General features: G+C 40.8%; 14 protein-coding genes and 1 tRNA gene. 6 read left to right on the forward strand and 9 right to left on the reverse strand.

Annotated features, from left to right (window positions below):
* The first annotated feature begins 53 nt into the window (after nt 1–53).
* Nucleotides 54–4,490, forward strand: a complete 4,437-nt coding sequence (locus ACTJKG_RS20495) for a translocation/assembly module TamB domain-containing protein (protein ID WP_440740287.1) — start codon at nt 54–56, stop codon at nt 4,488–4,490.
* On the opposite strand, the gene ACTJKG_RS20500 is transcribed toward ACTJKG_RS20495, so the two are convergent.
* From ACTJKG_RS20500 to ACTJKG_RS20510, 3 genes are all read right to left on the reverse strand, one after another.
* Nucleotides 4,484–5,689: a bifunctional 3,4-dihydroxy-2-butanone-4-phosphate synthase/GTP cyclohydrolase II gene (locus ACTJKG_RS20500; RefSeq protein WP_440740288.1), complete on the reverse strand. Its 1,206-nt coding sequence runs from the start codon at nt 5,687–5,689 to the stop codon at nt 4,484–4,486. The genes ACTJKG_RS20495 and ACTJKG_RS20500 overlap by 7 nt on opposite strands.
* Before the next feature lie 165 nt (nt 5,690–5,854).
* Entirely contained in the window at nt 5,855–7,276 is a 1,422-nt protein-coding gene (locus tag ACTJKG_RS20505; RefSeq protein WP_172337561.1) for an LptF/LptG family permease, read from the reverse strand.
* A 105-nt stretch (nt 7,277–7,381) separates the two neighbouring features.
* Nucleotides 7,382–7,762 (reverse strand): START-like domain-containing protein, encoded by a 381-nt coding sequence (locus ACTJKG_RS20510; protein ID WP_172337562.1) that lies wholly within the window; start codon nt 7,760–7,762, stop codon nt 7,382–7,384.
* Nucleotides 7,763–7,922: 160 nt separating this feature from the next.
* On the opposite strand from ACTJKG_RS20510, the gene ACTJKG_RS20515 reads away from it, so the two are divergent.
* A tRNA-Met gene (locus ACTJKG_RS20515) sits at nt 7,923–7,996 on the forward strand.
* A gap of 168 nt (nt 7,997–8,164) precedes the next feature.
* On the opposite strand, the gene ACTJKG_RS20520 is transcribed toward ACTJKG_RS20515, so the two are convergent.
* From ACTJKG_RS20520 to ACTJKG_RS20535, 4 genes are all read right to left on the reverse strand, one after another.
* Nucleotides 8,165–9,598, reverse strand: a complete 1,434-nt coding sequence (locus ACTJKG_RS20520; protein ID WP_172337563.1) for an APC family permease — start codon at nt 9,596–9,598, stop codon at nt 8,165–8,167.
* A 52-nt stretch (nt 9,599–9,650) separates the two neighbouring features.
* A complete protein-coding gene (locus tag ACTJKG_RS20525) occupies nt 9,651–11,417 on the reverse strand; it encodes a DUF885 family protein (RefSeq protein WP_172337564.1) in 1,767 nt (588 codons plus the stop codon).
* A 102-nt stretch (nt 11,418–11,519) separates the two neighbouring features.
* Nucleotides 11,520–12,905 (reverse strand): SusD/RagB family nutrient-binding outer membrane lipoprotein, encoded by a 1,386-nt coding sequence (locus ACTJKG_RS20530; RefSeq protein WP_172337565.1) that lies wholly within the window; start codon nt 12,903–12,905, stop codon nt 11,520–11,522.
* Nucleotides 12,906–12,931: 26 nt separating this feature from the next.
* Nucleotides 12,932–15,967: a SusC/RagA family TonB-linked outer membrane protein gene (locus ACTJKG_RS20535; RefSeq protein ID WP_440740289.1), complete on the reverse strand. Its 3,036-nt coding sequence runs from the start codon at nt 15,965–15,967 to the stop codon at nt 12,932–12,934.
* A gap of 363 nt (nt 15,968–16,330) precedes the next feature.
* On the opposite strand from ACTJKG_RS20535, the gene ACTJKG_RS20540 reads away from it, so the two are divergent.
* Nucleotides 16,331–18,682, forward strand: a complete 2,352-nt coding sequence (locus ACTJKG_RS20540) for a beta-L-arabinofuranosidase domain-containing protein (protein ID WP_440740290.1) — start codon at nt 16,331–16,333, stop codon at nt 18,680–18,682.
* A gap of 290 nt (nt 18,683–18,972) precedes the next feature.
* On the opposite strand, the gene ACTJKG_RS20545 is transcribed toward ACTJKG_RS20540, so the two are convergent.
* Both ACTJKG_RS20545 and ACTJKG_RS20550 read right to left on the reverse strand, forming a co-directional pair.
* Entirely contained in the window at nt 18,973–19,683 is a 711-nt protein-coding gene (locus tag ACTJKG_RS20545; protein ID WP_440740291.1) for a LytR/AlgR family response regulator transcription factor, read from the reverse strand.
* A complete protein-coding gene (locus tag ACTJKG_RS20550; protein ID WP_172337569.1) occupies nt 19,680–20,693 on the reverse strand; it encodes a sensor histidine kinase in 1,014 nt (337 codons plus the stop codon). The genes ACTJKG_RS20545 and ACTJKG_RS20550 overlap by 4 nt, the downstream gene beginning before the upstream one ends.
* 221 nt (nt 20,694–20,914) lie before the next feature.
* Between ACTJKG_RS20550 and ACTJKG_RS20555 the strand changes: the two genes are divergently transcribed.
* The 3 genes from ACTJKG_RS20555 to ACTJKG_RS20565 all read left to right on the forward strand — a co-directional run bounded on the left by ACTJKG_RS20555 (nt 20,915) and on the right by ACTJKG_RS20565 (nt 24,615).
* Nucleotides 20,915–21,430 (forward strand): DUF2911 domain-containing protein, encoded by a 516-nt coding sequence (locus ACTJKG_RS20555; protein WP_172337570.1) that lies wholly within the window; start codon nt 20,915–20,917, stop codon nt 21,428–21,430.
* 55 nt (nt 21,431–21,485) lie between these two features.
* Nucleotides 21,486–21,989: a hypothetical protein gene (locus tag ACTJKG_RS20560; RefSeq protein ID WP_172337571.1), complete on the forward strand. Its 504-nt coding sequence runs from the start codon at nt 21,486–21,488 to the stop codon at nt 21,987–21,989.
* A gap of 148 nt (nt 21,990–22,137) precedes the next feature.
* The gene (locus ACTJKG_RS20565) at nt 22,138–24,615 is read left to right on the forward strand and encodes a TonB-dependent receptor domain-containing protein (protein WP_172337572.1); all 2,478 of its coding nucleotides are present in this window, start codon (nt 22,138–22,140) and stop codon (nt 24,613–24,615) included.
* The last annotated feature ends 65 nt before the right edge of the window (nt 24,616–24,680 follow it).

The raw sequence follows: 24,680 nt of genomic DNA on the forward strand, positions 1-24,680 counted from the left end.
AAGTTATTAAAAAAGTACTCAATATAGCGTTAGGGATAGTGTTGTTCATTTTATTGACACTGAGCATACTTTTACTGGCGTTTCAGTATAAACCTGTACAAACCTGGGCCGCTAAAAAAGCCGCGGGTTATCTTTCGGACGAGCTGCACACCACAGTTAGCATCAGAAGCTTGTACATCAGACCTTTTACTTCTGTAGTATTAGAGGGTTTATATGTGCTCGATAAAAAACGGGATACCTTATTGAACACACCGAAGCTGGCTGTGGATATTGAAGGTTTTTCGCTCTTCTTCAGCATCAAACAACGAACTATCAATTTTGAATCTATTCAACTGGATAACGGTTCTTTTTATCTCAAAAAACAAAAAGACAGTACTACCAACCTCAAATTCATAATTGATTATTTTAGCTCAGGCGATACCACCCAAAAAGCTAAAAGTAAACCCTGGACACTTAATTTCGACAAAATCACCATCAATAACTTTCATTTCCGCTACAAGAATCAGTTGGTTGATACAGTGCTGAACAAGGTTAATTTTGACGATATCGATGTAAATCATTTTAGTACGGTAGTGACGGGTATGGATATCAAAAACCACTTATTCAAGGGTAATGTTCAGCACCTTACATTACAGGAAAAAAGTGGTTTCTACGTAAAAAACTTTACGGCGCATACTACTATCGATACCAACCAGATCTTATTGCAGCATCTCGCTATTCAAACCCCACACTCCGATCTGAAAGACTATTTTCACATGCGGTTTAAATCATTTGATGACTTTGATGATTTCGAAAACCGGGTAAACATGGATGCCGACTTTAAATCATCACGTATATCATCATCAGATATTGCCTACTTTACCAGCGGCATGGGTAAAACCACGTTTGACCTGGGTATTGAGGGCCGTGTTAAAGGATTGGTAAATAACCTGAAGGCCAAACACGTTACCATTAGCGGCGGTCAGGCCACTTTTATAAAAGGTGACTTTAATTTACGAGGCCTGCCCGATTGGGATAATACTTTCCTCGACCTGAAGTTTGATCAGGTTGCCTCTAACAAAAAAGATCTGGATTACCTCATCAGCCATTTTTCGGGTAATGCAACCATGAAAGTGCCAGCCATCATAGGTAAATTTGGCAATATCAACTTTACCGGCAGGTTCAATGGCCTGCAGAATGATTTTGTTGCCTACGGCATATTCAAAACAGGGCTTGGTAGGTTTGATACCGATATCAATCTCAAAATTGATAAGAAAAACGTTCCAAGCTACAGCGGCAAACTGGATGCCTTTAATTTTGACCTGGGCGCCCTGCTTGATGAAAAATCGCTTGGCCGCACTACCTTTAACGCCGACATACAAGGGAGGGGTGACGAGCTTAAAAACCTTACCGAAAAAGTTGATGCCCGTATCGCTAACATAAATTATAACAACTACACCTACAATAATCTTACGGTAAACGGTTCGTTCATTAAAAAGTTGGCCAACGGACATATTACCATCAATGATAAAAATGTAAAGCTGGATCTGAAGGGCTCTGTAAATTTAAATCCCGTGCTACCGGCATATGATCTGGCGGCAAGCATTAAGGATGCTAACCTGAACAAGCTCAAACTTATTACAGATACCATCACCATAAGTACACAGCTAAAGGCCAAATTTTCTGGTAATAGCCTGGCTAATATTGAGGGTAATATTTTACTTTCTCCTGCCAGGGTTGTTGATCCGCGCAACAATTATGTGGTTGATTCTTTATATCTGTCATCAACCGGAAAAGGCAACAACCGGGAGATTGACTTAAAGTCAGATTTTGCTGATGGCAGTATCAAGGGGATTTTTGATTTGGCCACACTGCCCTCCTATTTTAAGACCATTGCTAAAAAATATATCCCTTCATTAAAAACAACTACTGTTACGCCCAAACCCGAGCAGTTTACATTTAATCTTACGCTTAAGAATACCGACCCGCTTACCGCCATATTTGTACCAGACCTGAAAATACCCGATCAAGGTACTCTTGTAGGGCAATTTGATTCGGAAAAGAAAACGGCTATCCTGTCTGGCTATATCAAAACATTTAAATATGGTAAAATTGTATTTCACGATTTCATCATCGATGAAAACACTACCGACGATATGCTGGGCCTTAACTTATCGTTAAGAAAGATTGACCTAAGTGACAGCCTGTTTATTAAAGACATCAACATTACCAATTTCCTGAAGCATGACAGTCTTAATTTTAACGTAAAGCTGTCGGATAAAAACGCGGTAAACCAGCTCGATCTTTATGGCCTGGTTGAATTTGGACGCGATACTACAGCCAAATTAAAACTGCTACCTTCTGACGTTATCCTGGAGAAACAAAAATGGCACATCCAGGAACAGGTTCGCATCAGATTGTTAGATGGTAAAACCCAGGTATCGGGCTTTGAATTATCCAATGGGCCACAAAAGGTGCGCATTAATGGCTTTATATCCGATAACCCGGCCGATGAACTGAAGCTCTCCTTCGAGAAATTCAACATGCGTACACTCAATCAGCTAACCCGAACTTCGGGTATCTATTTGAGGGGCTATCTGAATGGCGACGTGAAGTTTACATCCATTACCAAATCGCCCGGAGTTGACGCGCATTTGAATATCGACTCATTAACCATGAACCGGACACTGATTGGTGATCTAAAATTAGTATCAACCCTTGGTAACGATCGCAAACAGGCCGACATGAAGTTGAACATTCTAAACCGTGGGCTGGAAACCATGAACATCGGGGGTACCTACTACTTTGGCCATGACACCGATGACAACCTGGACTTTGATGTTAAAATGAACCAAACCGAAGCCATTATCTTTACCCCTTTTATCAAAGATCTGGTTTCTAATGTTAAAGGCCACATCTCTACTGATCTTAAACTTTCCGGGAAACCATCAAATCCCCAGTTTAACGGCAGTATAACGCTTGAAAATACTGGCGTTACTGTCAATTATCTTAAAACCGCTTATGTTGTTAATAATAAACTAAGTGTAAACAACAGCGTTGTCAATTTGAATAACATGATATTAAAGGATATACGCGGGGGTACAGGTACAGCAAGTGGCACAGTTGACCTTAACAACCTATCCAACCCTGATATTCAAGTATCTGTTCTTGCCCGTAATCTGATGGCCCTAAACACTACATTTAAGGACAATCACCTTTATTATGGCACGGCATATGGCAGTGGTACATTTAGCTTTAAAGGGCCGGTTGATAATATGAAGATTGATATTACGGCGCGTACTGAGGCTGGTACGGTTTTCAATATCCCGCTCAATACTTCATCAACTGCCAGTGAATATGACTTTATAAGATTTGTTGGGCATAAGGATACGGCAAAAGTTGTAAATAAAACCCGGGCGTTTAATGGCGTTACCTTAAATTTTGACCTGAGCGCCGATGAAAAGACGGTTGTTAAAATAACCACTGATTATGGTTTACTTGAGGGTAGCGGTGTTGCCAATAATTTAAAACTCAATATTAATAGCCTAGGCGATTTTGAAATGTATGGCGACTTCCTGATATCCACAGGTAAGTTTGAATTTACCGCCAAAAACTTCATCAGCAAAAACTTTACGGTAAACCAGGGCGGTACCATCCGATGGACAGGCAATCCATCAAACGCCGAGATAAACCTGAAAGCTTTATATGAGGTGCGAACCAGTAAAGCCCCGCTTTATGCAGCCGCTGGCTTACAAACGCCAACTTCGTCACAACAAACATTGGTACAGGCACAGCTAATACTAACCAAGTCATTGTTGCAGCCAAATATTGATTTCGACTTTAACTTTCCTACTGATCCTTCGGTAAAGGATGATTTGGCTACGTACCTGGCTGATAACAACAATCGCAGTCAGCAGGCAATTAACATTATTGTACGCCGCAGTTTCACATCAAACAATAATAATAACAATTTAATTGCGGGCACTGCAGAACAAATGATAAGTGAATTTGCCTTCAACAAGCTCAACAACCTGATATCACAATCACACATCAAAAACTTTGATTTTGATTTAAACATCCGTTCGCTTAACGAAGCTAATGCTTCATTGAGGTTTTTTAATAGCAGACTATCATTTAACGGAAGCTTATATAACAATACAGGCTCCAATGACCTGTTCAACAATACCTCCAGTTTGTTTAACGGTAATTTAACTAAAGACTTTGAAGCATTGTACCAGATTAGGAAGGACGGAAATTTGACAGCAAGATATTCTTACAGGTTGCTGAATAACACCACACTCAACCCCTTAAACAATCTCGACTTTCAGTATGTGAACGGATTTGGTTTAGTATACTCCCGTGATTTTGACACTTTTGGTGAATTCATCAGAAACATATTCAGACGTAGCAGACGAGACAGAACATCGTCGTCTACAACGCCTGCACCGGTTCCGCCTACAACAACAGGCGGAACACCGGCAGCTAAAAAATCAGATGATGAAGATCAGTGATCTCTCATAATAGCATGATCCATCTTATCTCTTTTGGTACGCAAATATGATTCGTTATGTGGATTTGACGCGATCTCGATAGGTACATTCTCTACAACCTCCAAACCATAACCTATCAGGCCCGCACGTTTCTTGGGGTTATTGGTCATCAGACGCATTTTTGAAATACCCAGGCTACGCAATATCTGTGCTCCGATACCGTAATCACGCTGATCCATTTTAAAGCCTAATTTAATATTGGCCTCTACTGTATCCAACCCATTTTCCTGCAGATGATAGGCTTTTAGTTTGTTGATCAAACCAATACCACGCCCCTCCTGATTCATATATACCACAACACCTTTGCCTTCGTTACTGATCATCTCCATAGCCTTATGTAACTGAGGGCCGCAATCGCACCGGCATGAGCCAAAAATATCGCCGGTAACACATGAGCTGTGCACACGCACCAAAATGGGCTCATCGGGCTCCCAGGTGCCTTTGATAAGAGCCAGGTGATTTTCGCCGGTATCTAATTGGGTATAGCCTATCATTTCAAAATCGCCCCATTCCGTTGGCATTTTTACCGATACTTCTTTTCTCACAAGCGTTTCGGCATTCAGGCGGTAAGCGATCAGATCTTTTATAGATACTATTTTAAGATCGAACTCTTTTGCCATCACCAACAGATCGGGCAAACGGGCCATGTCACCATCCTCTTTCATGATCTCACATATTACTCCTGCCGGTTCAAACCCGGCCAAAACAGCAAGGTCAATAGCCGCTTCGGTATGCCCGGTTCTGCGCAGCACACCGCCATCTTTAGCAATCAGCGGAAAAATATGCCCTGGTCTGCCCAGATCCTCCGGTTTTGTAGCCGGATCAATTAACGCCATAGAGGTTTTTGACCTGTCTGACGCGGAAATACCTGTAGTACAACCATGGCCCAAAAGATCAACAGAAACAGTAAAGTTAGTTTCGTGTGAGGTGGTGTTATGGCTTACCATGGGCTCCAGTTCCAACTCGCGGGCACGCTGCTGTGTAATAGGTGCACATACCAGTCCCCGGCCGTGGCGTACCATAAAATTGATAGCTTCGGGGGTGGCATTACGCGCCGCTGTTAAAAAATCGCCTTCATTTTCGCGGTCTTCGTCATCAACAACAATGACCATTTTCCCGGCTTTTATATCTTCAATTGCTTCTTGTATCGTATTTAGCATTATATAAGTATTTGATAGGACTTAAATAGAATAAGCCACAAAACATTTTAAAAGTTAAACAAATTTATGATATATAAAAATGTTTCTGGTCGGTACTGTGTAAAATCCCTTTCGGTAGCAAGGAGAGCAGGCTTACTATAAATGATTACGGTGAATGACAGGCAATTAGTTGCTTTTGCGCTTAATTAATTTATTAAAAAACCTTTTATAAAGCTCTACATCAAATATTACCGAATCTGTAGCAGCTTTGTACGACAGGAAAAGCCCGATGGGAGTAAGTATGATAATGGCTATCCACATACCAAAAACGATTGAAATACTGCCGGCCCTAACCGATTTTTCGCCTATGGTGGAGATAATGTAATATATCAGAAAAAAAATAACAGATATCACTACCGGTAAACCCAACCCTCCTTTACGTATAATAGCACCCAGCGGCGCACCGATCAGGAACAGGGCCAGGCAAGCTGCCGAAAGCGTGAATTTCTTTTGAACTTCTGATGCGTAACGTCTTATATTAAGCGTATCATCGTTATAACGGTCGGTACGGTTCTTCAATATATCCTTTATCGAACGGATTTCTGATGCCGCGCTTGAAAGGGCCACCACCTGGTCACTAAGTTTCATGCTTTTCAGCACCCCGGCCTTATCGGCTGGTATATATTTAACCGCAGGCTTGGGCGGCAAGTTAAAAAACTTAATATATGGTGTAACAAGCTTATAATTCTGCACAATACTCCCATCAACCTGGTGCTGTACAGAATCGACGTAAGACCTTAGCTGTTTCAAATTCATCATTTGTGATGCCGACTTGAATTCATTTTCATTGGTACGGGTCATTTTAAGCCCTTCCAAACTAAATTTTTGTTCGGTTTCCTTAAAGCGGAACCGCGACAAGCGCTGCCTAGTATTATAGGTGGCATTATCGGGCGCCGACTCTTCATATCTTACACCATCTTTTAACTTCAGCACCAGAAATTTATCACCCATGGTTCGAAACATGGTACCTTCACGGGCGATAGTAACGGTTGTATTATTATTATCAGCGCTTTTTTGGTATATCATGATACCATATAATCTTTGCCCATCGGGATCTTTACTTTTTACGCGGATAGTGTAACCAGTAAAGCTATTGCTGAAAACCATTTTAGGCAACAGATCGGCCGATTTTTGCTTACGTGCATCATACAGCAATGAAAAATACTTTAGGTTAGCTACCGGCAACATATAATCTGAGAAGAAAAATGCGGCTACACTCAAAATTGTTACCACCACTATCATGGGATACATAGCCCGGCGTAAAGATATACCCGCTGCCTTTATGGCTACCAGCTCATAATTTTCGCCAAGAGAGCCGTAAGTCATAATGGTTGAAAGCAATACAGACAAAGGCAATGCCATAGAAACATTGGTTGCCGAATTGTATAACATCAATTCAAGAATGGTGTACCAGGCAAAACCCTTACCTATCAGATCGTCGATGTATTTAAACAAAAACAACATCAACAACACAAACATTACGATGAAAAGCGTACTTACAAAGGGTCTTATAAACGATTTAAGGAGTAAAAGATGTATCTTTTTCATTAACGCAATTTGTACAACAGGATATAACGCACTTACTAGCCCGTTAATTTTCATTAACGCACAAACAGCGGTTCACGATACAAAATTAGCTAAAATTAAGTTCCTTTAAGCACCCAATACGCTGATGAGGTATTCGATCTGGTTATCCCATATCAATTTGCGCTCAGGAATGGCATCTTCTGTTGCAAAATCGGTAATACTCAGGGCTACATCATTGGTTAACTCATCCTGCAGAATTTCCATTTCAAAATAAAATTGCGGATCGTCATCTACCCATTTAAATCTAACCAGCTTATTTTCTTTTACAACAAGCAGCTTCGCTTTTTGAGCATCGCCATCCCAGGTAAAGGTATAAACCTGATCCTTGATGATCACATCGTCGGCAAACCATTGCGCTAATCCATTAGGCTCACTCAGAAAGGAAAACAGTATACGAGGAGACGATTTTATCTCATATTCAAGGGTAAATTTCTTTTTTTCGGACATTTGGGTTTATACTTGTAAGCTCTAAAAGCTGTAAATGTTAACATTTTTTCTAAAGAAAACGAATTTCTGCTATATTTGCAAACCTTTTTAGGGAAGGCCATTGATTTATTAAAGGCCGCTCTTTTATAAAACCACTATAAAAGAGCAAGATACACCAAAAGGCGGGGTAGCTCAGATGGTTAGAGCGTAGGATTCATAACCCTAAGGTCGGCAGTTCGATCCTGCTCCCCGCTACTAATAACGAGGCAGTTACATGAAAGTGTGACTGCCTCGTTCTTTCGCACAACGCTCAATCGTACTCCTCGAAATAAGAACCTTTTTATAAAAACCTAGCCGTCTCTAACACTTATCGACTTTGGTTAATGCATAAACATACCAATAAATTTACGTAATAATTGACTGTTAGATTTTGCTCAGTACACTTGCATCATCCGCTTTCTGCTTAATACTGCTTACAAGGTAATAAACCGGGATGCCGGCCAGGGTAATGATCAGGCCTGGCCATGTATAGGTGGGTTTGTAACTCATTAGCAAAAGACAAAACGCTAACCCCATCATGATATAAATAATGGGTAAAACAGGATAGCCGAAAGCTTTATAAGGCCGTTCAGCATCGGGCATTTTTTTCCGCAGTATAAATATACCGATAATCGTGAGTACATAAAAAACCACCACCACAAACGATATCATATCCAGCAGATCACCATATTTACCACTCAAACTCCATAAACAGGCAAAAACAGCTTGCAGCCACAACCCAAAACCAGGCACCGAATTCTTATTGAGCGTGCTCACCCGTTTAAAAAATAATCTGTCTTTTGCCATGGAATAGTATACACGGGCGCCAGACATGATCAATCCGTTATTGCACCCAAAAGTGGATACCATGATGAGCAGGGCGATAATAACCGTGCCCGAGCTGCCAAATATCTGTTTCGATGCAGCTACGCCTATCCTGTCCTTATCAGCGGTAGCCATATCATGCAGCGAAAGTACACCAGTATACATCATATTGGTCAAAATATATATCACCGTAACAATAAGTGTACCCAGGGCAAGGCTCAATCCAATATTCCTTTTGGGATTTTTTATTTCACCTGCAATAAATGTCACATTGTTCCAGGAATCACTGCTGAATATAGAACCAACCATAGCCGATGCTATAGCCCCAAGTGCCGCAATGGTAGTATACGAAGCCATAGAGCCATTGGCTTTTAAGCTATGGATGCTCCAGGCATTGTGCCAGTTGCTCTTCCAAACAGCAGCTTTTATAGCAAACAAGCCAAAAACAATCAATCCCAGCAAGCTCAGCAACTTGGCCATGGTAAATATAGTTTGCACAATTTTACCACTATTTACACCCCGGGTATTAATGTATGTTAATGATACAATAACCAATATGGAAAGCAATTGAGCCGGTGATATGGTGATAAATCCAAGGTTTATGGCCACCAGGTCCTCACTGAACTGTGGTAACAGGTAGGCTGTAAATTTTGCAAAGGCCACACCTACGGCTGCTATAGTGGCGGTTTGTATCACTGTAAAAAAGCTCCACCCGTATAAAAAAGCCACTAAGGGATTGTAAGCTTCTTTCAGATATACATACTGACCACCTGCCCGCGGAAACATCGCACTTAATTCGCCATAGCTCAGGGCGGCTGTAAGGGTCATAAATCCGGTGATGAGCCAAACAAATATCAGCCAGCCGGCGCTACCCACATTACGGGTAATATCGGCACTCACAATAAAAATACCCGAGCCGATCATACTACCAGCTACCAGCATGGTGGCATCAATTAGCCTTAATGACGGTTTAAACGATGTGTTATTATCCATATAAGTGAATGATCAATATTTTCTAATGGAGGGATATTAGATATAGCAGTAATTATTTTCCAAAATCGTAAAATTTCCAACTGGTGGTAAAATCTTTGGTTAAGGCCTGGTTGGCTAAGGTGGCCCTTACCATTTCAATTGGGATCAGGTTTTCCTTCATCACCGCATCATGAAACTTTTTATAGGTCATTTTGCCACTATCAACCATTTCTTTCTTTAACTCCATAATCTGCAAACCACCAAGCAGGTAAGCCACCTGGTACAGCGGACTATATCCGCCTTCAAACGATCTTCTTACCTCACCTTCGGCATTTGCTTTTTCGTGCCCTACCCGGTCAATCAAAAAATTCACACATTGCTGCGGGGTCCAGTTACCTAAATGATAGTTAAGTGAAAATATAATCCGGGCACAACGGTGCATACGCCAAAACAACATACCTACCCGTTCTTCGGGTGTTTTTGCGAAACCTTTATCATACAGCAGCAACTCCCAGTATAGCGCCCATCCCTCTACCGCAAAGGGCGTAGTAAAATCCTGGCGGTATGCCTTGTAACGGCTGTTCATAAAATATTGCAGGTTATGCCCGGGTATAAGCTCGTGCTGTACAGTGCCTCTTGAAAAATAAGGATTGTTGCCCCGCATGCTCATCAACTTGTCCTCCTCCTCCATGGTATTGGTAGGATATGAAATGCTGATCTCCTTGCCTCCTGTAAAAAAAGGATTAACCATCTGTCTTTCCGGCGACATCATCACCATTCCCCAGGTTTCTTCAGCAAGTGGCGGTATCGTTATCAGGTCGCGTTCTTTAATAAAGCTGATGGCATCGTTATATAGTTTTACAATCAGTTCAGGCTGATGGCCTATAGGCACGTAGCTGTTCTTTACTTTTTCGAGTGCTTTTTTCCAGTCGTTGCCATAACCCATTTCCTGCGATGCTTTCAGCATTTCCTTATCGCACCAGGCAAACTCCTTATTAGCAAGCTGAATAAGCTCTTCAGGAGTGTACGGTATCATCTCGGCTTGTAATTGATCTACCAATGCCTGCCTGCCAATAGGAACACCTTTTATACCGCTGCTATCACTTTTTTGTGTAGTATTAATCTTGCCTTTGCGAATAACCAGATCACTGTATTTTGTCAAAGCTTTATCCAGGGCTTCGTAGGGTACCGGCACCCACCAGGTAAATATGGGATCGTAACCATTATAAAAATCATAAACACCTTTCAACCTCCCCTTTAAACCCAGCAACGCATTACGGGTTAATTTGGCGATGGGCATATCCAGGCTTGAGATCTTTTTAAATGCTGCCGAATCTGTTTTTAGTTCTTTTAATATATTATTAAGATCTGCGGCAACTTTTTCGCCGTCAACAAACGCCCCCCGGCGACGCTTTTGTTCAAGACTATAAATCTCATTAGCAAAGGATATGTATTTGGTGATCTGGTTATATTGCTCTTCTTCCTTTTTTAAATCACTCAGCTCAAAGTTTATCTTCTTTTTGAGTAGAATATAATCAACCTTACCATAAATGCTCAGGGTTGAAAACTGGATTTGATCAAGCTCTTTTAAATAGTCATTATTAACTTCAATTAATCGCTTACGTTGTTCAGGCGAATTGAGCACTTTCGTTCTATATTGATCCTCACCATGTTTATTTATATTATAGGGCGAATAAAAATTCCTGATAGCGTTGATATCCTCACCATACTGAATGATCCGGCCAGCTATTTCGCTGGTTTGTTCATAAAGATTATTGATCGAAGTAGTTTGTGCTTTGATATTGCCCGAAAACACACAGATAATTAAATATCCCCCCATAAAAAGGGCATAAATTTTTTTGTAAAAAGCTTGCACGGTTATTTAATTAAGTTATAAAATGAAGTAAAATTTGAATATTAATTCCACCCAAATAATGGCTACTTATTGAACATCCCACCAAAGCCTGTCAGTCAATTTTGCCGACTGTTGTGGCTGAGGGTTCGAAATAATTTCGGTTTGAGGATATAATACCCTTCTCGGAACAGTAGAGAGTGCATTTGGCACAGCAGGTAAAACCGGGTAGCCTGTACGTCTGTAATCGGTAAAGTTTTCGAGCGAAAGAAAATTTGCGATGCCTTTTTCCTCTATAATAAGCTGCTCCGCATTGCTGCTGGTTAATGCTCTTGAAGCAAGGTAGGTATTAGCATTGGCTGTACTTACCCCAAGCTTGGTCATGTGCGATAAAACCGCGCTTTGATAAATAGATTGTGCACTTGAATAACCAGATGTAATGAGAGTGGCCTCGGCCTTTATAAATAATGCTTCTGAGTAGTTTACTACATAATTAGTTGCTCCGGCAGCTCCATAAAAACTACCGGGACGCGAGTAATCTTCCAACTGACCAATAGTGGTTAAACCTTGCCCCAGACCGGTGTATAAACCTGTTGCAGTTGCAGGGGCAACCATAATGGTTAAACGCGGATCATTACGTGTTTTAAAACCATTAACCGCGGTATTGGCCATTACAATAGTGCTGGCTGATATAAAATTCTGTTGCCACGGATTTTCTGCACCGGCAGCGCCGCCGTAGGCCATTTTAAAATCATCATCATTTGATTGCATTCCGTTTTGAAGCGCTGTAAGTGCCAACTGCGCCTGTGTGGCGGCGGTATACCCAGGTGCTTTAGTCAAATGCATATAATAGCGAGCTTTTAAGGTATAAGCAAGCTTTTTCCATTTAATCATATCACCGGCATAAAAGAAATCATCTCCTCCCGGAGTTATAGTGCCGTTTTTGGCAATGTCGGCAATACCAGCATCCAGCAGGTTTTGTATAGTAGTATAAATATCTTTTTGGGTATCATATACGGGTGTAAAATTAGCAGTTCCTTTAAAAGCCTGCGAGTACGGAATATCACCCCACAGATCTGTTCCGGTGCCCAGGCAATAGGCTGTCAGGATCTTGGCAATGCCGGCATAGTTTGTTTTTCCGTCAGCAATGGCCTTTACATTTAGCGTTACCAGGTTATTTAAGCAGTTCACATAAAGCGTCCTCCAGTCATCATTCATGTCGGTATTATACATTAAATAGGTGCCGGCATTAGGCGCAACCTGATTTAGCGCCGCCACCTGCATATATTCCTGTACAATTACAGCTACGTTGCCTGCATATAGTTTTGATGACAGTGCTACTTCAACTGGGGCAAGTATCTGGGCTTCAGCTACATCAAGGGGCTGATTGGGGTTTGTATTTACGTCAATATATTTTTTACAACCTGAAACACTCATCAGGATATATGACATTAAAATCATTGATATTTTTTTCATGACATTTTTTAATTGATAAATGATGATTAAAGGGCAAGCTTCATGCTAAAATCGACGGACCTGGATGTGGGTACAGAAAAGGAATAAATGCCTTGCGAACCATTTGATGAACCGAACGAACTTACTTCGGGGTCGCCGCCAGTAAAGTGTGGCGCGTGTATCCAGAGGTTACGACCGGTTACGCTAAAATTAACGGCTTTGAAAGGGCCACCCCTCAACCATGATGGTTTTACAGTATAACCGAGGCTTACATTTCTTAATTTAATATAGGTTCCATCCTGTATCACAGACTCAGTTACGCCGTTTATACGCTGGTAATAGGTCTGTCCGTCAACAGCAATGGTATTAGCTTGTCCTGTTGCATCGCTCACTCCCGGAACCACCCTTAGCCCCCTATTTTCGGTTACTTTAGGTGTTCCGTAAAAATATCCGTACCCATCTACATTGTTCTGAATATCGCCGCCTTTTTTAACGTCAAAGAAGAAACTGAAATTAAACTGCTTATACCTGATATTATTGGCAATTCCGCCCGTCCAATCAGGGTTAATATTACCTATAATACCCTGATCGGCATCGGCATAAGGTAATCCACTGGCATCAATACGTAACTGCCCCTGTGCGGTGCGTGCATAGCGTGTACCATATATGGTTCCGTAAGGCTGACCTACAATAATTGTGGTAAAGCCGTTTCCGATCTGTTGCAGATCGCCATCGATTGCCAGAACCTTATTCCGGATACGGCTGTAGTTGATGGTCATGTTCCAGGTAAAGTCCTTTGTTTTTACCGGCACCACGTTCAATAATAGTTCAATACCCCGGTTTTGCATTATCCCGGTGTTTACAGTAGTACCGTCATAACCTGTTGATGGTGCAATACTCACACCGGGAATTAAGCCATTTACCGTTTTTTTAGCAAAATAAGAAGCTTCTAAACTTATCCTGTTATTAAAAAAACCGGTTTCAAACCCTGCCTCAAATTCATTTATCCGTTCATTTTTTAAATTAGGGTTACCCAGCGTAGGACTCAGTAAAAATCCTGCCTGGCCGTTGTAAGGGAACGAAATGTTACGAATAATGTAATCTTTACTTTGAGAAATATACGGGGTAGTAAGTGAATAAGGAGCCACATTACTGCCGCCAACCGTAGCATAGGATATTCTGAATTTGCCCAGGTTCATGATATCCTGAAATTCTTTGGAGAAAAACTCAGAGAATATAAAGCTGGTTGCTACAGACCCATAAGGGTAAAAATTATGCGCTGTTGATAGTACAGAGCTTCCGTCATACCTGCCGGTTAGTGACAGGATCAGGAATTTTTTATACTCAACATTGGATTGTACGTAAAAGCCAATCTTCCGGATATTATATTGGTTTTCAATAAAAGTAACCGTTGAGGCCGAACTGATATTATCCAGATCGGCTACTGAAAGCCCGACACCATTGGCATAAGCAGTTTCTGTATATTGAGAATAAATATTGCTCCCGATAACGCCGTCAATATTAAAATCACCAAACTGATGATTAGCGCTTACCATCAAGTCGTTATTAAATTGCCTAAAATTGGTATTGTTAACTACAATACGCCCCGTAGGGTTAGATACTGACTGGGCAGCTTCATGGTATCTATCCTGTTCGGCATACACATCAGCGCCAAATCTTTCAGTTACGGATAACCATCTTAATGGTTTATAATCGGCTGTAAAAGTTGGCAAAAAACGGTTTACGCCTGATTTATTAGAAATATTATCCAATACCCAGTAAGGATTGTTTCTGGAATAACGATACAAGCGTTGCGTGCCGTCAGCATTTTTATAAGGCAGCAGGTTGTATGATATCGGGGCTGTAAAAATAGTCCATACAGGGCTCTCTAAAGCATAACCTTCGGGCAAGCGGTTATTTTGCGAGTTGGTATAATTTAACTGAAATGTTGTAGTTAAATTTGGAAGCACCTGAGCGCTGTATTTGGCAAACACCGAGTTTCGCAGAAACTTAGTAGTAGGCACCGTACCCTGCTGATTAAAATTGGAATAAGATATATAGTAGTTAGAAGCGGCCCCGCCACCGTTTACACTAAACACATTATTATAAGTGTGACCGGTTTTAAAAAACAGATCAGACTGATTGTATTTTTTTGCCGGCTGACCATTTATTTTTAAGGTATCCATCAATGGGCCCCAGGAGGTGCTGGTTTTCATATCATCACCATTATAATAAACACCATTTGTACCCTGGGCATATTTGCTTTGAATTTGCGGCAGCAGCGGGTTTTCAAAGGAAAAATCAGAAGTGAAATTAATGGTCGGCTTTTTATTGGTTGAGCCCGTTTTGGTAGTAATGATAATAACACCGTTTGCACCCAAAGAACCATATAAAGCCGTGGCCGCGGCACCTTTTAACACGTTGATATTTTCAATTATGGAAGGGTCAATGTCGGCTATCCTGCTGGAACCGGGCCCTGAATTGAGGTTTCCGGTTTCACTGTTATCGATCGGGATACCGTCAACAACCATTAAAGCATCATTAGGCCCGTAAAACGATGATGCACCACGAACAACTATACGGGTTGAACTACCGGGGCTGCCTGATGAACTGGTGATCTGTACACCGGATACTTTACCGGCTATATCATTAACCAGGTTTGGGTCTTTACCCTGCACCAGGTCTGAGCCTTTAATTTCCTGGCTACTGTAGGTTAACACTTTTTTGTCGCGCTTAATACCCAACGCGGTAACCACTACCTCGCTGAGTGTTTTGTTGTCTTCGGCTAAAATAATATTAACGTTATTGGTATTGCTTACCTTAACTTCCTTCGCGGTATAACCAATAGCAGATACGCTGAGAATAACAGGTCCATTACAATCAATAGTAAACGTACCTTGGGTATTGGTGATGGTACCATTACGCGTACCTTTTATTTTAACAGACGCGCCTGGTATAGACAGGCCCTTTTCGTCTGACACTTTCCCTTTTAATGTAATTATTTGTGCACTGGCATGGTAACCAAACACAAAAATGCCAAAAAAGAGCAAAATAAGCCTTTTGAGTAATCGTTTTAGCTTCATAAATTAATTTTTGGGGTTAAAAAATTATCCATTACGTCTGATTCCTCAGATCATGTAAAAATATTCACCCCAACAGCTAATTTTTTAGCAAAAATTCACCACAACCAGTCGAATATTATCATCATTTAAATGAATTCATATGAAAATTAAAATATTTCAATTAAAATAAAATTCCAAGACGAGCTCCTACATTAAATACCGTATTTACATTAAACAGCCCCCTTAACTAACAGTATAGTATCCCAAACTGGTCAAAATCCGGCTATCAAGAGCAAAATATCACCTACTGCTTTTCATGATATCCGGGTAACTTTACTTCCTATGATTAATTGTTATAATTACACGAAATATAACGCTTTATTAATGAAATGGGGGTTATCTCTTACCATTTGCTTTACGGCAGCCATAAGTGCAAAGGCTCAATCATATGTGCCTGAGTGGAAGGATAGCCGGATAAAAATAAAACCCGTCATAGCGATACAAGCCTATTCGTTCGATTTAAAAGATGTTCAACTGCTGGAAAGCTCTTTTAAACAAGCGATGCAGGCAGATGCCGCATACCTGTTATCTATTAAGCCGGATCGTTTATTATCCGGATTTCGCTCCCATTCCGGTTTAAAACCTAAGGGTAAACTGTACGAGGGCTGGGAGTCATCAGGTTTGGCAGGCCACACCTTGGGGCATTACTTGTCAGCCATTTCTATGCATTACGCGTCGACGTGTGACCCTCAGTTTTTAAAGCGGGTAAACTATATTGTTACCGAACTTAACGAGTGCCAAACCGCACGTAAAACAGGCTACGTTGGCGCTATCCCGAAAGAAGACACGATATGGGCCGAAGTTGCCAAAGGCGATATCCGTTCCCGGGGCTTTGATTTAAACGGGGGCTGGTCGCCCTGGTACACTGTTCATAAAATTATGGCAGGACTCTTAGATGCTTATTTATATGGTCATAATATCCAAGCGCTTAAGATATGCCAGGGCATGGCCGATTGGACAGCCGAAACCATTAAAAACCTAGACGACGAAAAGTTGCAAGAGATGCTGCAATGCGAATACGGCGGCATGGCTGAAACCCTTGCCAATTTATATGCTATCAGCGGCAACCAGAAATATCTTGATCTGTCATACAAATTTTATGATAATCGAATCTTAGATCCGCTGGCTCAAAAACAGGATGTTTTACCGGGCAAGCACTCTAATACCCAGATTCCTAAAATAATTGCCAGCGCCAGGCGGTACGAGCTTACTGGCGATAAAAAAGACCAGACCATTGCCGATTTCTTTTGGGAAACGGTTACGGGCCATCACTCCTATGCCACTGGTGGAAACAGCAACTATGAGTACCTTAGCGAACCTGACAAGCTCAACGATAAGCTGACAGACAATACAACCGAAACCTGTAATACTTATAATATGCTCAAACTTACCCGTCATTTATTTGCGGTTGCGCCATCTGCCGCCTTGATGGATTATTATGAGAAGGCTTTATATAACCACATCCTTGCTTCGCAAAACCATAAGGATGGTATGATGTGTTATTTTGTACCGCTTAGAATGGGTGGAACAAAACACTACAGCACCCCATTTGATGATTTTACCTGCTGTGTGGGCTCGGGTATGGAAAACCATGTAAAATATAACGAAAGTATTTACTTCATGGGGACCGATGGTAGTCTTTATGTTAACTTGTTTATTCCATCGGTGCTAAATTGGAAAGATAAAGGCTTATCAGTGAAACAGGAAAGCAATTTCCCTAACGATGATCTGATCACTTTTACTGTTAATACCCAAAAGTCGTTTATCATGGCCATCCGCATCCGTAAACCCAAATGGAGCAGTAATGCAAGCATCAGCATCAATGGCAAACAGCAGCAACTCAGTCCCGATGCGCAAGGCTATTTTGTTTTAAACCGTAAATGGAACAATAACGATAAAATTAAACTTACAGTACCCGAAAAACTTTATACCGAATCTATGCCCGATAACGCTAACAGGCGTGCCGTTTTTTACGGTCCGGTGCTACTGGCCGGCGTTTTGGGCAATACTGAGCCTGATCCGTTGAAAGGTGTACCTGTTTTTGTAACCAGCAAAACGAACCCTGACCAATGGTTGCAAATGGTTGATAAAAAACAGTTAAGCTTCCGTACGGTAAACATTTCAAAACCTGAAGAAATTACCTTGATCCCTTTTAATCAAACCAAAAACGAATATTATTCTGTTTACTGGGATGTATTTACGCCTGAAGGATGGGTCGTTCAGCAAAAGACCTATGAAGAGCAAAAGAAAAAACAGCGGGAACTGGAAGCCCGCACTACCGATATTTTACGCATAGGCGAAATGCAGCCGGAACGCGATCATAATTTCAGCGGTGAAAATGTTACTACCGGTGAAGATCATCAGAAAAAATGGCGGTCGACCGAAAACGGCGGTTATCTTCAATACGAGATGAAAGTTGACGCCAATACCCAAAATACCCTGATCAATACTTACTGGGGAATGGACAACCGGGGTCGGACCTTTGACATTCTGGTTGACAATGTCAAGCTTGTTTCCGAGAATCTGAATCAATATAAGGAAAGCCGTTTTTATGATATCAACTATACCATTCCTATTGAACTTACTAAAGGCAAGCAAAAAGTAACCGTTAAGCTACTGCCTAAAAAAGATAACAGTGCAGGGCCCGTTTACGGTAGCCGCATGGTAAAAAACTAAATTAATAAACCCATAAAGAAATTAAGCTCATAATCAAAAAAGGGAAACGACAAGGTGAGCTATAACCCTAAGATCGGCAGTTCGATCCTGCTTCCCGCTGCTTAAGGAAACAACACTTTCGGGTTGTTTCCTTTTTTTATGTCAAAAATGCGTGAACCAAACAGTTAAAATCTTCTTAGGATTATAGAAAATGTTTACTGCTTCTTTCGGGTTATAATTCTTTGCTATAAGCTATCCGGACCAAATGGGTTTTGAGACGGAAATTTCAAGACCTTTTGTTTACGGGGGAATTAAAATTTCCGTTTTTCAATGATCTCCATAAAACTGTTCCTGAATTTTTCACTCACAGGGAGGCGCTTTTCGCCAATGAAAATATGGTTATCTTCTATTTTAACCAGTTGTTCTGTATTGATAATATAGGAATTATGCACCCTTACAAATGGCTGCAAAAGCTGTTGTTCAATATCTTTTAACCTACGATAAATGAGTAACTGCTCCTGTGCGGTAACTAATCTTATGTAGTCTTTTTCTCCTTCAAAATACAGAATATCCTTTAGTGATATTTTCCTAAATGCTTTACCCGATTTTACAAAAAAATAATCACCGTCCGATTCAGCATTTGCAAGCGTTGCCGGTTCGCGTTTCAAAAAATAAGACTCTATTTTTTGTACTGATGATAGAAAACGCTTTAGCGTAATAGGTTTTAGAAGATAGTCTATCGTTTGAAAACTATAGCTCTCTGCAGCATACTCAGAATAGGCTGTAGTAAAAACGATTTTAGTTTGGGATGGTAATAAAGCGGCCAGCTCCATACCCGTAAGCTGAGGCATGTTAATATCTAAAAAAATAAAATCTACCCGATTCTTCTTCAAAAAAGCCAATGCCTCCAGGGCATCATAACACTTGACTTTTAGCTGCCATTCTGTGCTTTGTTTTATCAACAACTCCAACAGGTCAACTGCATCTGGTTCATCATCAATAATTATGCAGCTCAAACTCATAAAAGTGGTATTTTTAAAAAGGCAAGGTATAGTTCCCCATTTTTCTGGGTAGTCAACTCAAAATTTGAGCCATAAAGCATCGATAATCTTTTTGATAGATTGGAAATTCCAAATCCGTTTGTATTAGTCGGCACCGTTGAATTGAACCATCGGTTACTTGTACTGAATAGCAAGTACCCACCCTTTTGCACCAGCGAGATATCTATTTGGTTTTGCTTACTTGACTTATTTATCCCATGCTTAAATATATTTTCCACAAAGGTCATCAGTAACATCGGAGGAATACGTAGTTCTGCCTGATATGCCTTCTCAAAATTGATAATAACACCGTATCGGATACGAATTCTTTCCAGCGCCATATAGTTTTCAATAAACGCCACTTCTGTTGATAAGGGTACCACATCCTTTGGGCTTTCATCTACAAAATAACGCATGATATCAGATAAGCGCTCTATCAGATTGGCCGATGGGGGATCAACTTTGTAAACCTTGTAGTAAATATTATTCAGTGTATTAAACAAAAAATGAGGCTGTACCTGCGATTTAAGCAAATTGAGCTCAGCCTGGCTTTTTTGCAACATGATCTCTTCTGTTTGCTGTTTTAAAGTAAAATAAGCAATGGAAATGCGAAAAATAAGACTGAGAATATAGATCAGGATTCCGCTTGGGACATAATATAGCAATCTCCAAAAGCTGATGTGAACTGGTTTTATGATGGAGAAATATTGATAAACTATGATGGAGATATAACCCCGCAACATCCCGACAACCACAAGAAGGAGTACCACCAGGACGCCGTACCATACAAATTTCCTTTTTTGATAAAATATGGGGTACAAGAACAGGATATTTCCATAAATGATAATTGCGTAGGAAAGCGTGCTGATGATGGTAGATATTACAGACTTCCGGGGGCCGTCCATTGGTAATGCTGAAAAAAAGATCAACAATAATACCGCAACCCAAATGAGCAGTTGAAGCAGTGTAGTGCCGGGCTTTTTTAATTTCATATTCAAAAATATCAGCCTTTTATATTTTAAGATACAGTTTTACATCGTTTGGGTATTATTCTCTGCGATTACCCTTAAAATTTAGATGGTTCACCAAAAAGACGTTAAAACCCCGGTTGTCGAATAAACAACCTTTTTCATTCGAAATAAAACCGGGCGGGTCGAAAAGATTCGTGAAGGTAATTTGCAAAAGGCAGCTTTGATTATCAAAAATCAAAGTCATGAAAACATTTAAAAACATTTATCTGCTTTTAATCGCAGTAATTCTATCGGCCCCGGCTCATGCGCAAGTCCCTAAACCAAGGGTAAGCCCGGCCGAATCGGTAACCGGAAAAATTGGTGAGGCTACCATTACTATTCATTACAGCAGCCCCTCGGTAAAGGGAAGAAAGATCTGGGGTGGTTTAGTTCCTTATGATACGGTTTGGCGTGCTGGTGCTAATGAAGCCACCACATTTGAAATCGACAAAGACATCAAAATAGCGCATAAACAACTGCCTGCTGGTAAATATGGTTTTTTCCTGGTACCCAAAGAGAAAGACAAATGGATAGCTGTTTTCAATAAAGTACCCAATCAGTGGGGTGCGTTCAAATATGATGAAACCAAAGATCAGCTCCGCGTTGATGTAAAAACAACCACCTTACCAGATGACCAGGAAATGCTGATTTATAAGATCACTCCAAAAGGGGTTTTATTAAACTGGGAAAAGCGATCGGTATTTATTCCGGTAAAATAATCCCATAAGCAGAACCAGAACTTATCTATTATCAACCAATTAAAAATCTATCCAAATGAAAAAGGTTCTTGTATCAACTTTTCGTGGCGTATTTGTATTTGCAATATATGCTATGATGGTTTCGTGCGGCAAAAGTGGAAGTAACAAAGTTACTCCTCCGCCTACAAATGGTCATACACTAAAATTTACTATAACGGTTGCAGGAATCGCGTCTACGGGTAATCAGGGCTTAATAAACCTGGTATTTAACGGAGTAGAAGCTGCCGATCCTACAAATAAAACTAAAACCCTTTGGAAAATAAATGGTGCTGAGCAACAAAACCAAACCCTTCTCAAATTTAATGCGCTTGATTTTCCACAGGGTAAACCAACTACCATAACGATAGAATCAACCGTGCCTTTATATTCACCAGTTGTTAACTTACATTTTGCAAATGCCACGTTACTTCCTGCTTATACCATCAGTGTTAAAGCAGAAGAGGATGGGAAAGTACAAGTTGATGATGAAAGCATCAGCATTACAGGCGCCAATATTTATGATCATACCTATACCTACTAACCATTCACATGGTTAGTAGTGACCGATTAATATCCGGGCTCTATGGCAATTAGTGAGCGCAGCAACATAAGACCAGGACACGATCGATTTTATCACCTACCAACGCCATAGAGTCCATTTACTTTCCATTTATTAAAATTTCATCCAGATGAACCTGTTTAAGTTCAAATTAGTAATAACCATACTCGTGCTTTCGGGCATTTGTAATAATCTATATGCTCAAAACAATGGAAGGATAATTGGCCTGGTAAAGGATGCCCAAACTCATGAAGCCATCTCTTTTGCCACTGTGGCTTTAATAAACTCCACAACTAAAACTAATATTTTGGCAACGCAAACAGATATCAGCGGGAGTTTTGTGATGGGCAATTTACCTCCGGGTACATTTACGCTCAGGCTAAGTTATTTAGGCTATAACCCTGTTGTTAAAGAGAATATTATTATCAATACTTCGGTTAATACCTTAAACGTGGGTGAAATTCAAATGAGTTCATCGCCCAACAAAGTATTAAATGAGGTAACCATTACAGCCAAAAAACCAACCCTGCAAAACAAAGACGGGAAAAAAGTTTTCGCTGTAAACCAAAGTCTGGTAAGCCAGGGTGGCACCGCTGCCGATCTGTTACAGAATGTGCCCACACTTCAGATTGACGCGAATGGCAATGTTAACCTGCGGGGATCAACCGGGGTAAAGGTATTGGTTGATGGCAAACCATCGCTCATTGCCGGTGGCGACGTTACACAAATCCTTCAATCTATCCCGGCCAGTTCCATCGAAAACGTGGAAGTAATTGCCAATCCATCTGCTAAATATGATGCCGAGGGCCAGGGAATTATCAATATCATTTTAAAAAAGAATAGTAAAGCAGGTTTCAATGGTTCTGTGACTGCCTCCGCTGGTACCCGCAATAATTATAATGGCAGCGGGAGCTTAAGTTACCAAACAGGCAAAGTAAATGTTTACGGAAATTACAGCTTGCGCGATGGAGATACCTATAGTAATGGTTTTCAGTATCTCACCTTTTTACAGCCAACAGATGCAACGGTTTACTCTAATGAAACCTTCCCTTCTACCACGCATAACAAGATACAAAATGTAAAGGCGGGCATTGATTATTCATTTACACCCAAAAGCATCCTGAGTGTTTCGGCTAACCTCAATCTGCGCGATACCCACCGTGATGAATTATTAGAAATCAATAATTTGGATGCAAACAACACACCCATTCAGTTAAATCATCAAAATAATACCACCACCAGTAATGGAAAAAGCGATGAGCTGGACCTGGATTACAGCCAGCACTTTAAAAAACCTAAAGAGGAATTGACTTTCAACTTTTCTTATGCTCATGGCACCTCCCGCAATCTCCAGGTTTATCAAAACCATTCAAGCATTATAAGCCCACGGGGGCCAGTACCTCCGGATCCTAATCCCTTAGAAAGCGATTTATGGAACAATGGTAATAATTATAATATACAGGCCGATTACATACTGCCTACAGGTAAAACAGGGCAAATATCTGCCGGTTACCGTAGCCAGATCAGCCTGGGCAACAATAATCAATATGCTTATGATCTAAGCAATGGGGTTTCCTCTCCTTTCTATACTTATACCAACCTTTTCAGCAGCAATAAACAGATTCATGCCCTCTATTTAAATTACCAGGATCAAATCCGAAACTTTAACTATGAAATAGGGTTAAGAGCGGAGGATTCTCACCTAAACGCTACCTACACCGCGTATGACCCCAACAACTCGTTATACAGCACACCTATCCGGGTGCCCAGTAAAGGTTTGTATCCCAGTGTATTTTTAACGCAAAAATTGAAAGCCGACCAGCAGTTGCGGTTTAGCTTTACCAACAGAGTAACCAGGCCTACGCCAAGAGAGCTTAATCCATCCACAGATTTCTCTGATCCAACAAATTATGAAACAGGCAATCCGCATTTGATACCCGAGAGCATTAATTCCCTGGAACTGGGGTACAATAAAAACTGGAAAAACATTTCATTTACCTCGAGCTTTTACTATAGCCGGCTTAATAATGTCATTAAACACATTGAGAGCGCACCAGTTAACGGATTGATCATCACCACAGCTCAAAATTTAAAACATTCTACAACCACAGGCCTGGAGCTGATTGGGCATTTTGATTTGATCAAAGCCTGGGATTTTACCGCCAATGCCAACATTTTTGAGCGGCAGAATGATGCTGCCCCCCAATTTGGAATAACGGCAAACAGTGGCTTAAGCTGGAATGCCAACATCACCAATAACATAGCTATTGCAAAAAGCCTGGCCATGCAGATCAGGGCAGATTATCGCGCTGCTGATTTTATTATCCAGGACAGGAACCGCCCGGCATTTGGCCTTGATGTAGGCGCCAAATACGATTTCCCGGGCAATCAGGCTTCTTTGAGTTTTAATAGCGTTGATATTTTCAACAGCCGTAAATGGGCATTTTTAAGAAGCAGCGATGCTTTGCTCCTGGATTTTCAGCGCCGTACACTGGGTTCAAGAGCTACGCTAAGCTTTACTTATCACTTTGGTAAAAGCACGGGCGTTTACAAACAACCTAAGAAGAAAGAAGATAGCCCGGATAAGCGGATTGATGATGCTTCTTAACGATAAAAAAGTTCATGTTTTCGGTCAATACTACAATTTCTTCAATCGTTCTTTAGATCAGTTAG

It is taken from the genome of Mucilaginibacter sp. 22184, from assembly GCF_052045695.1.
In the GTDB taxonomy this organism is placed as follows: domain Bacteria; phylum Bacteroidota; class Bacteroidia; order Sphingobacteriales; family Sphingobacteriaceae; genus Mucilaginibacter.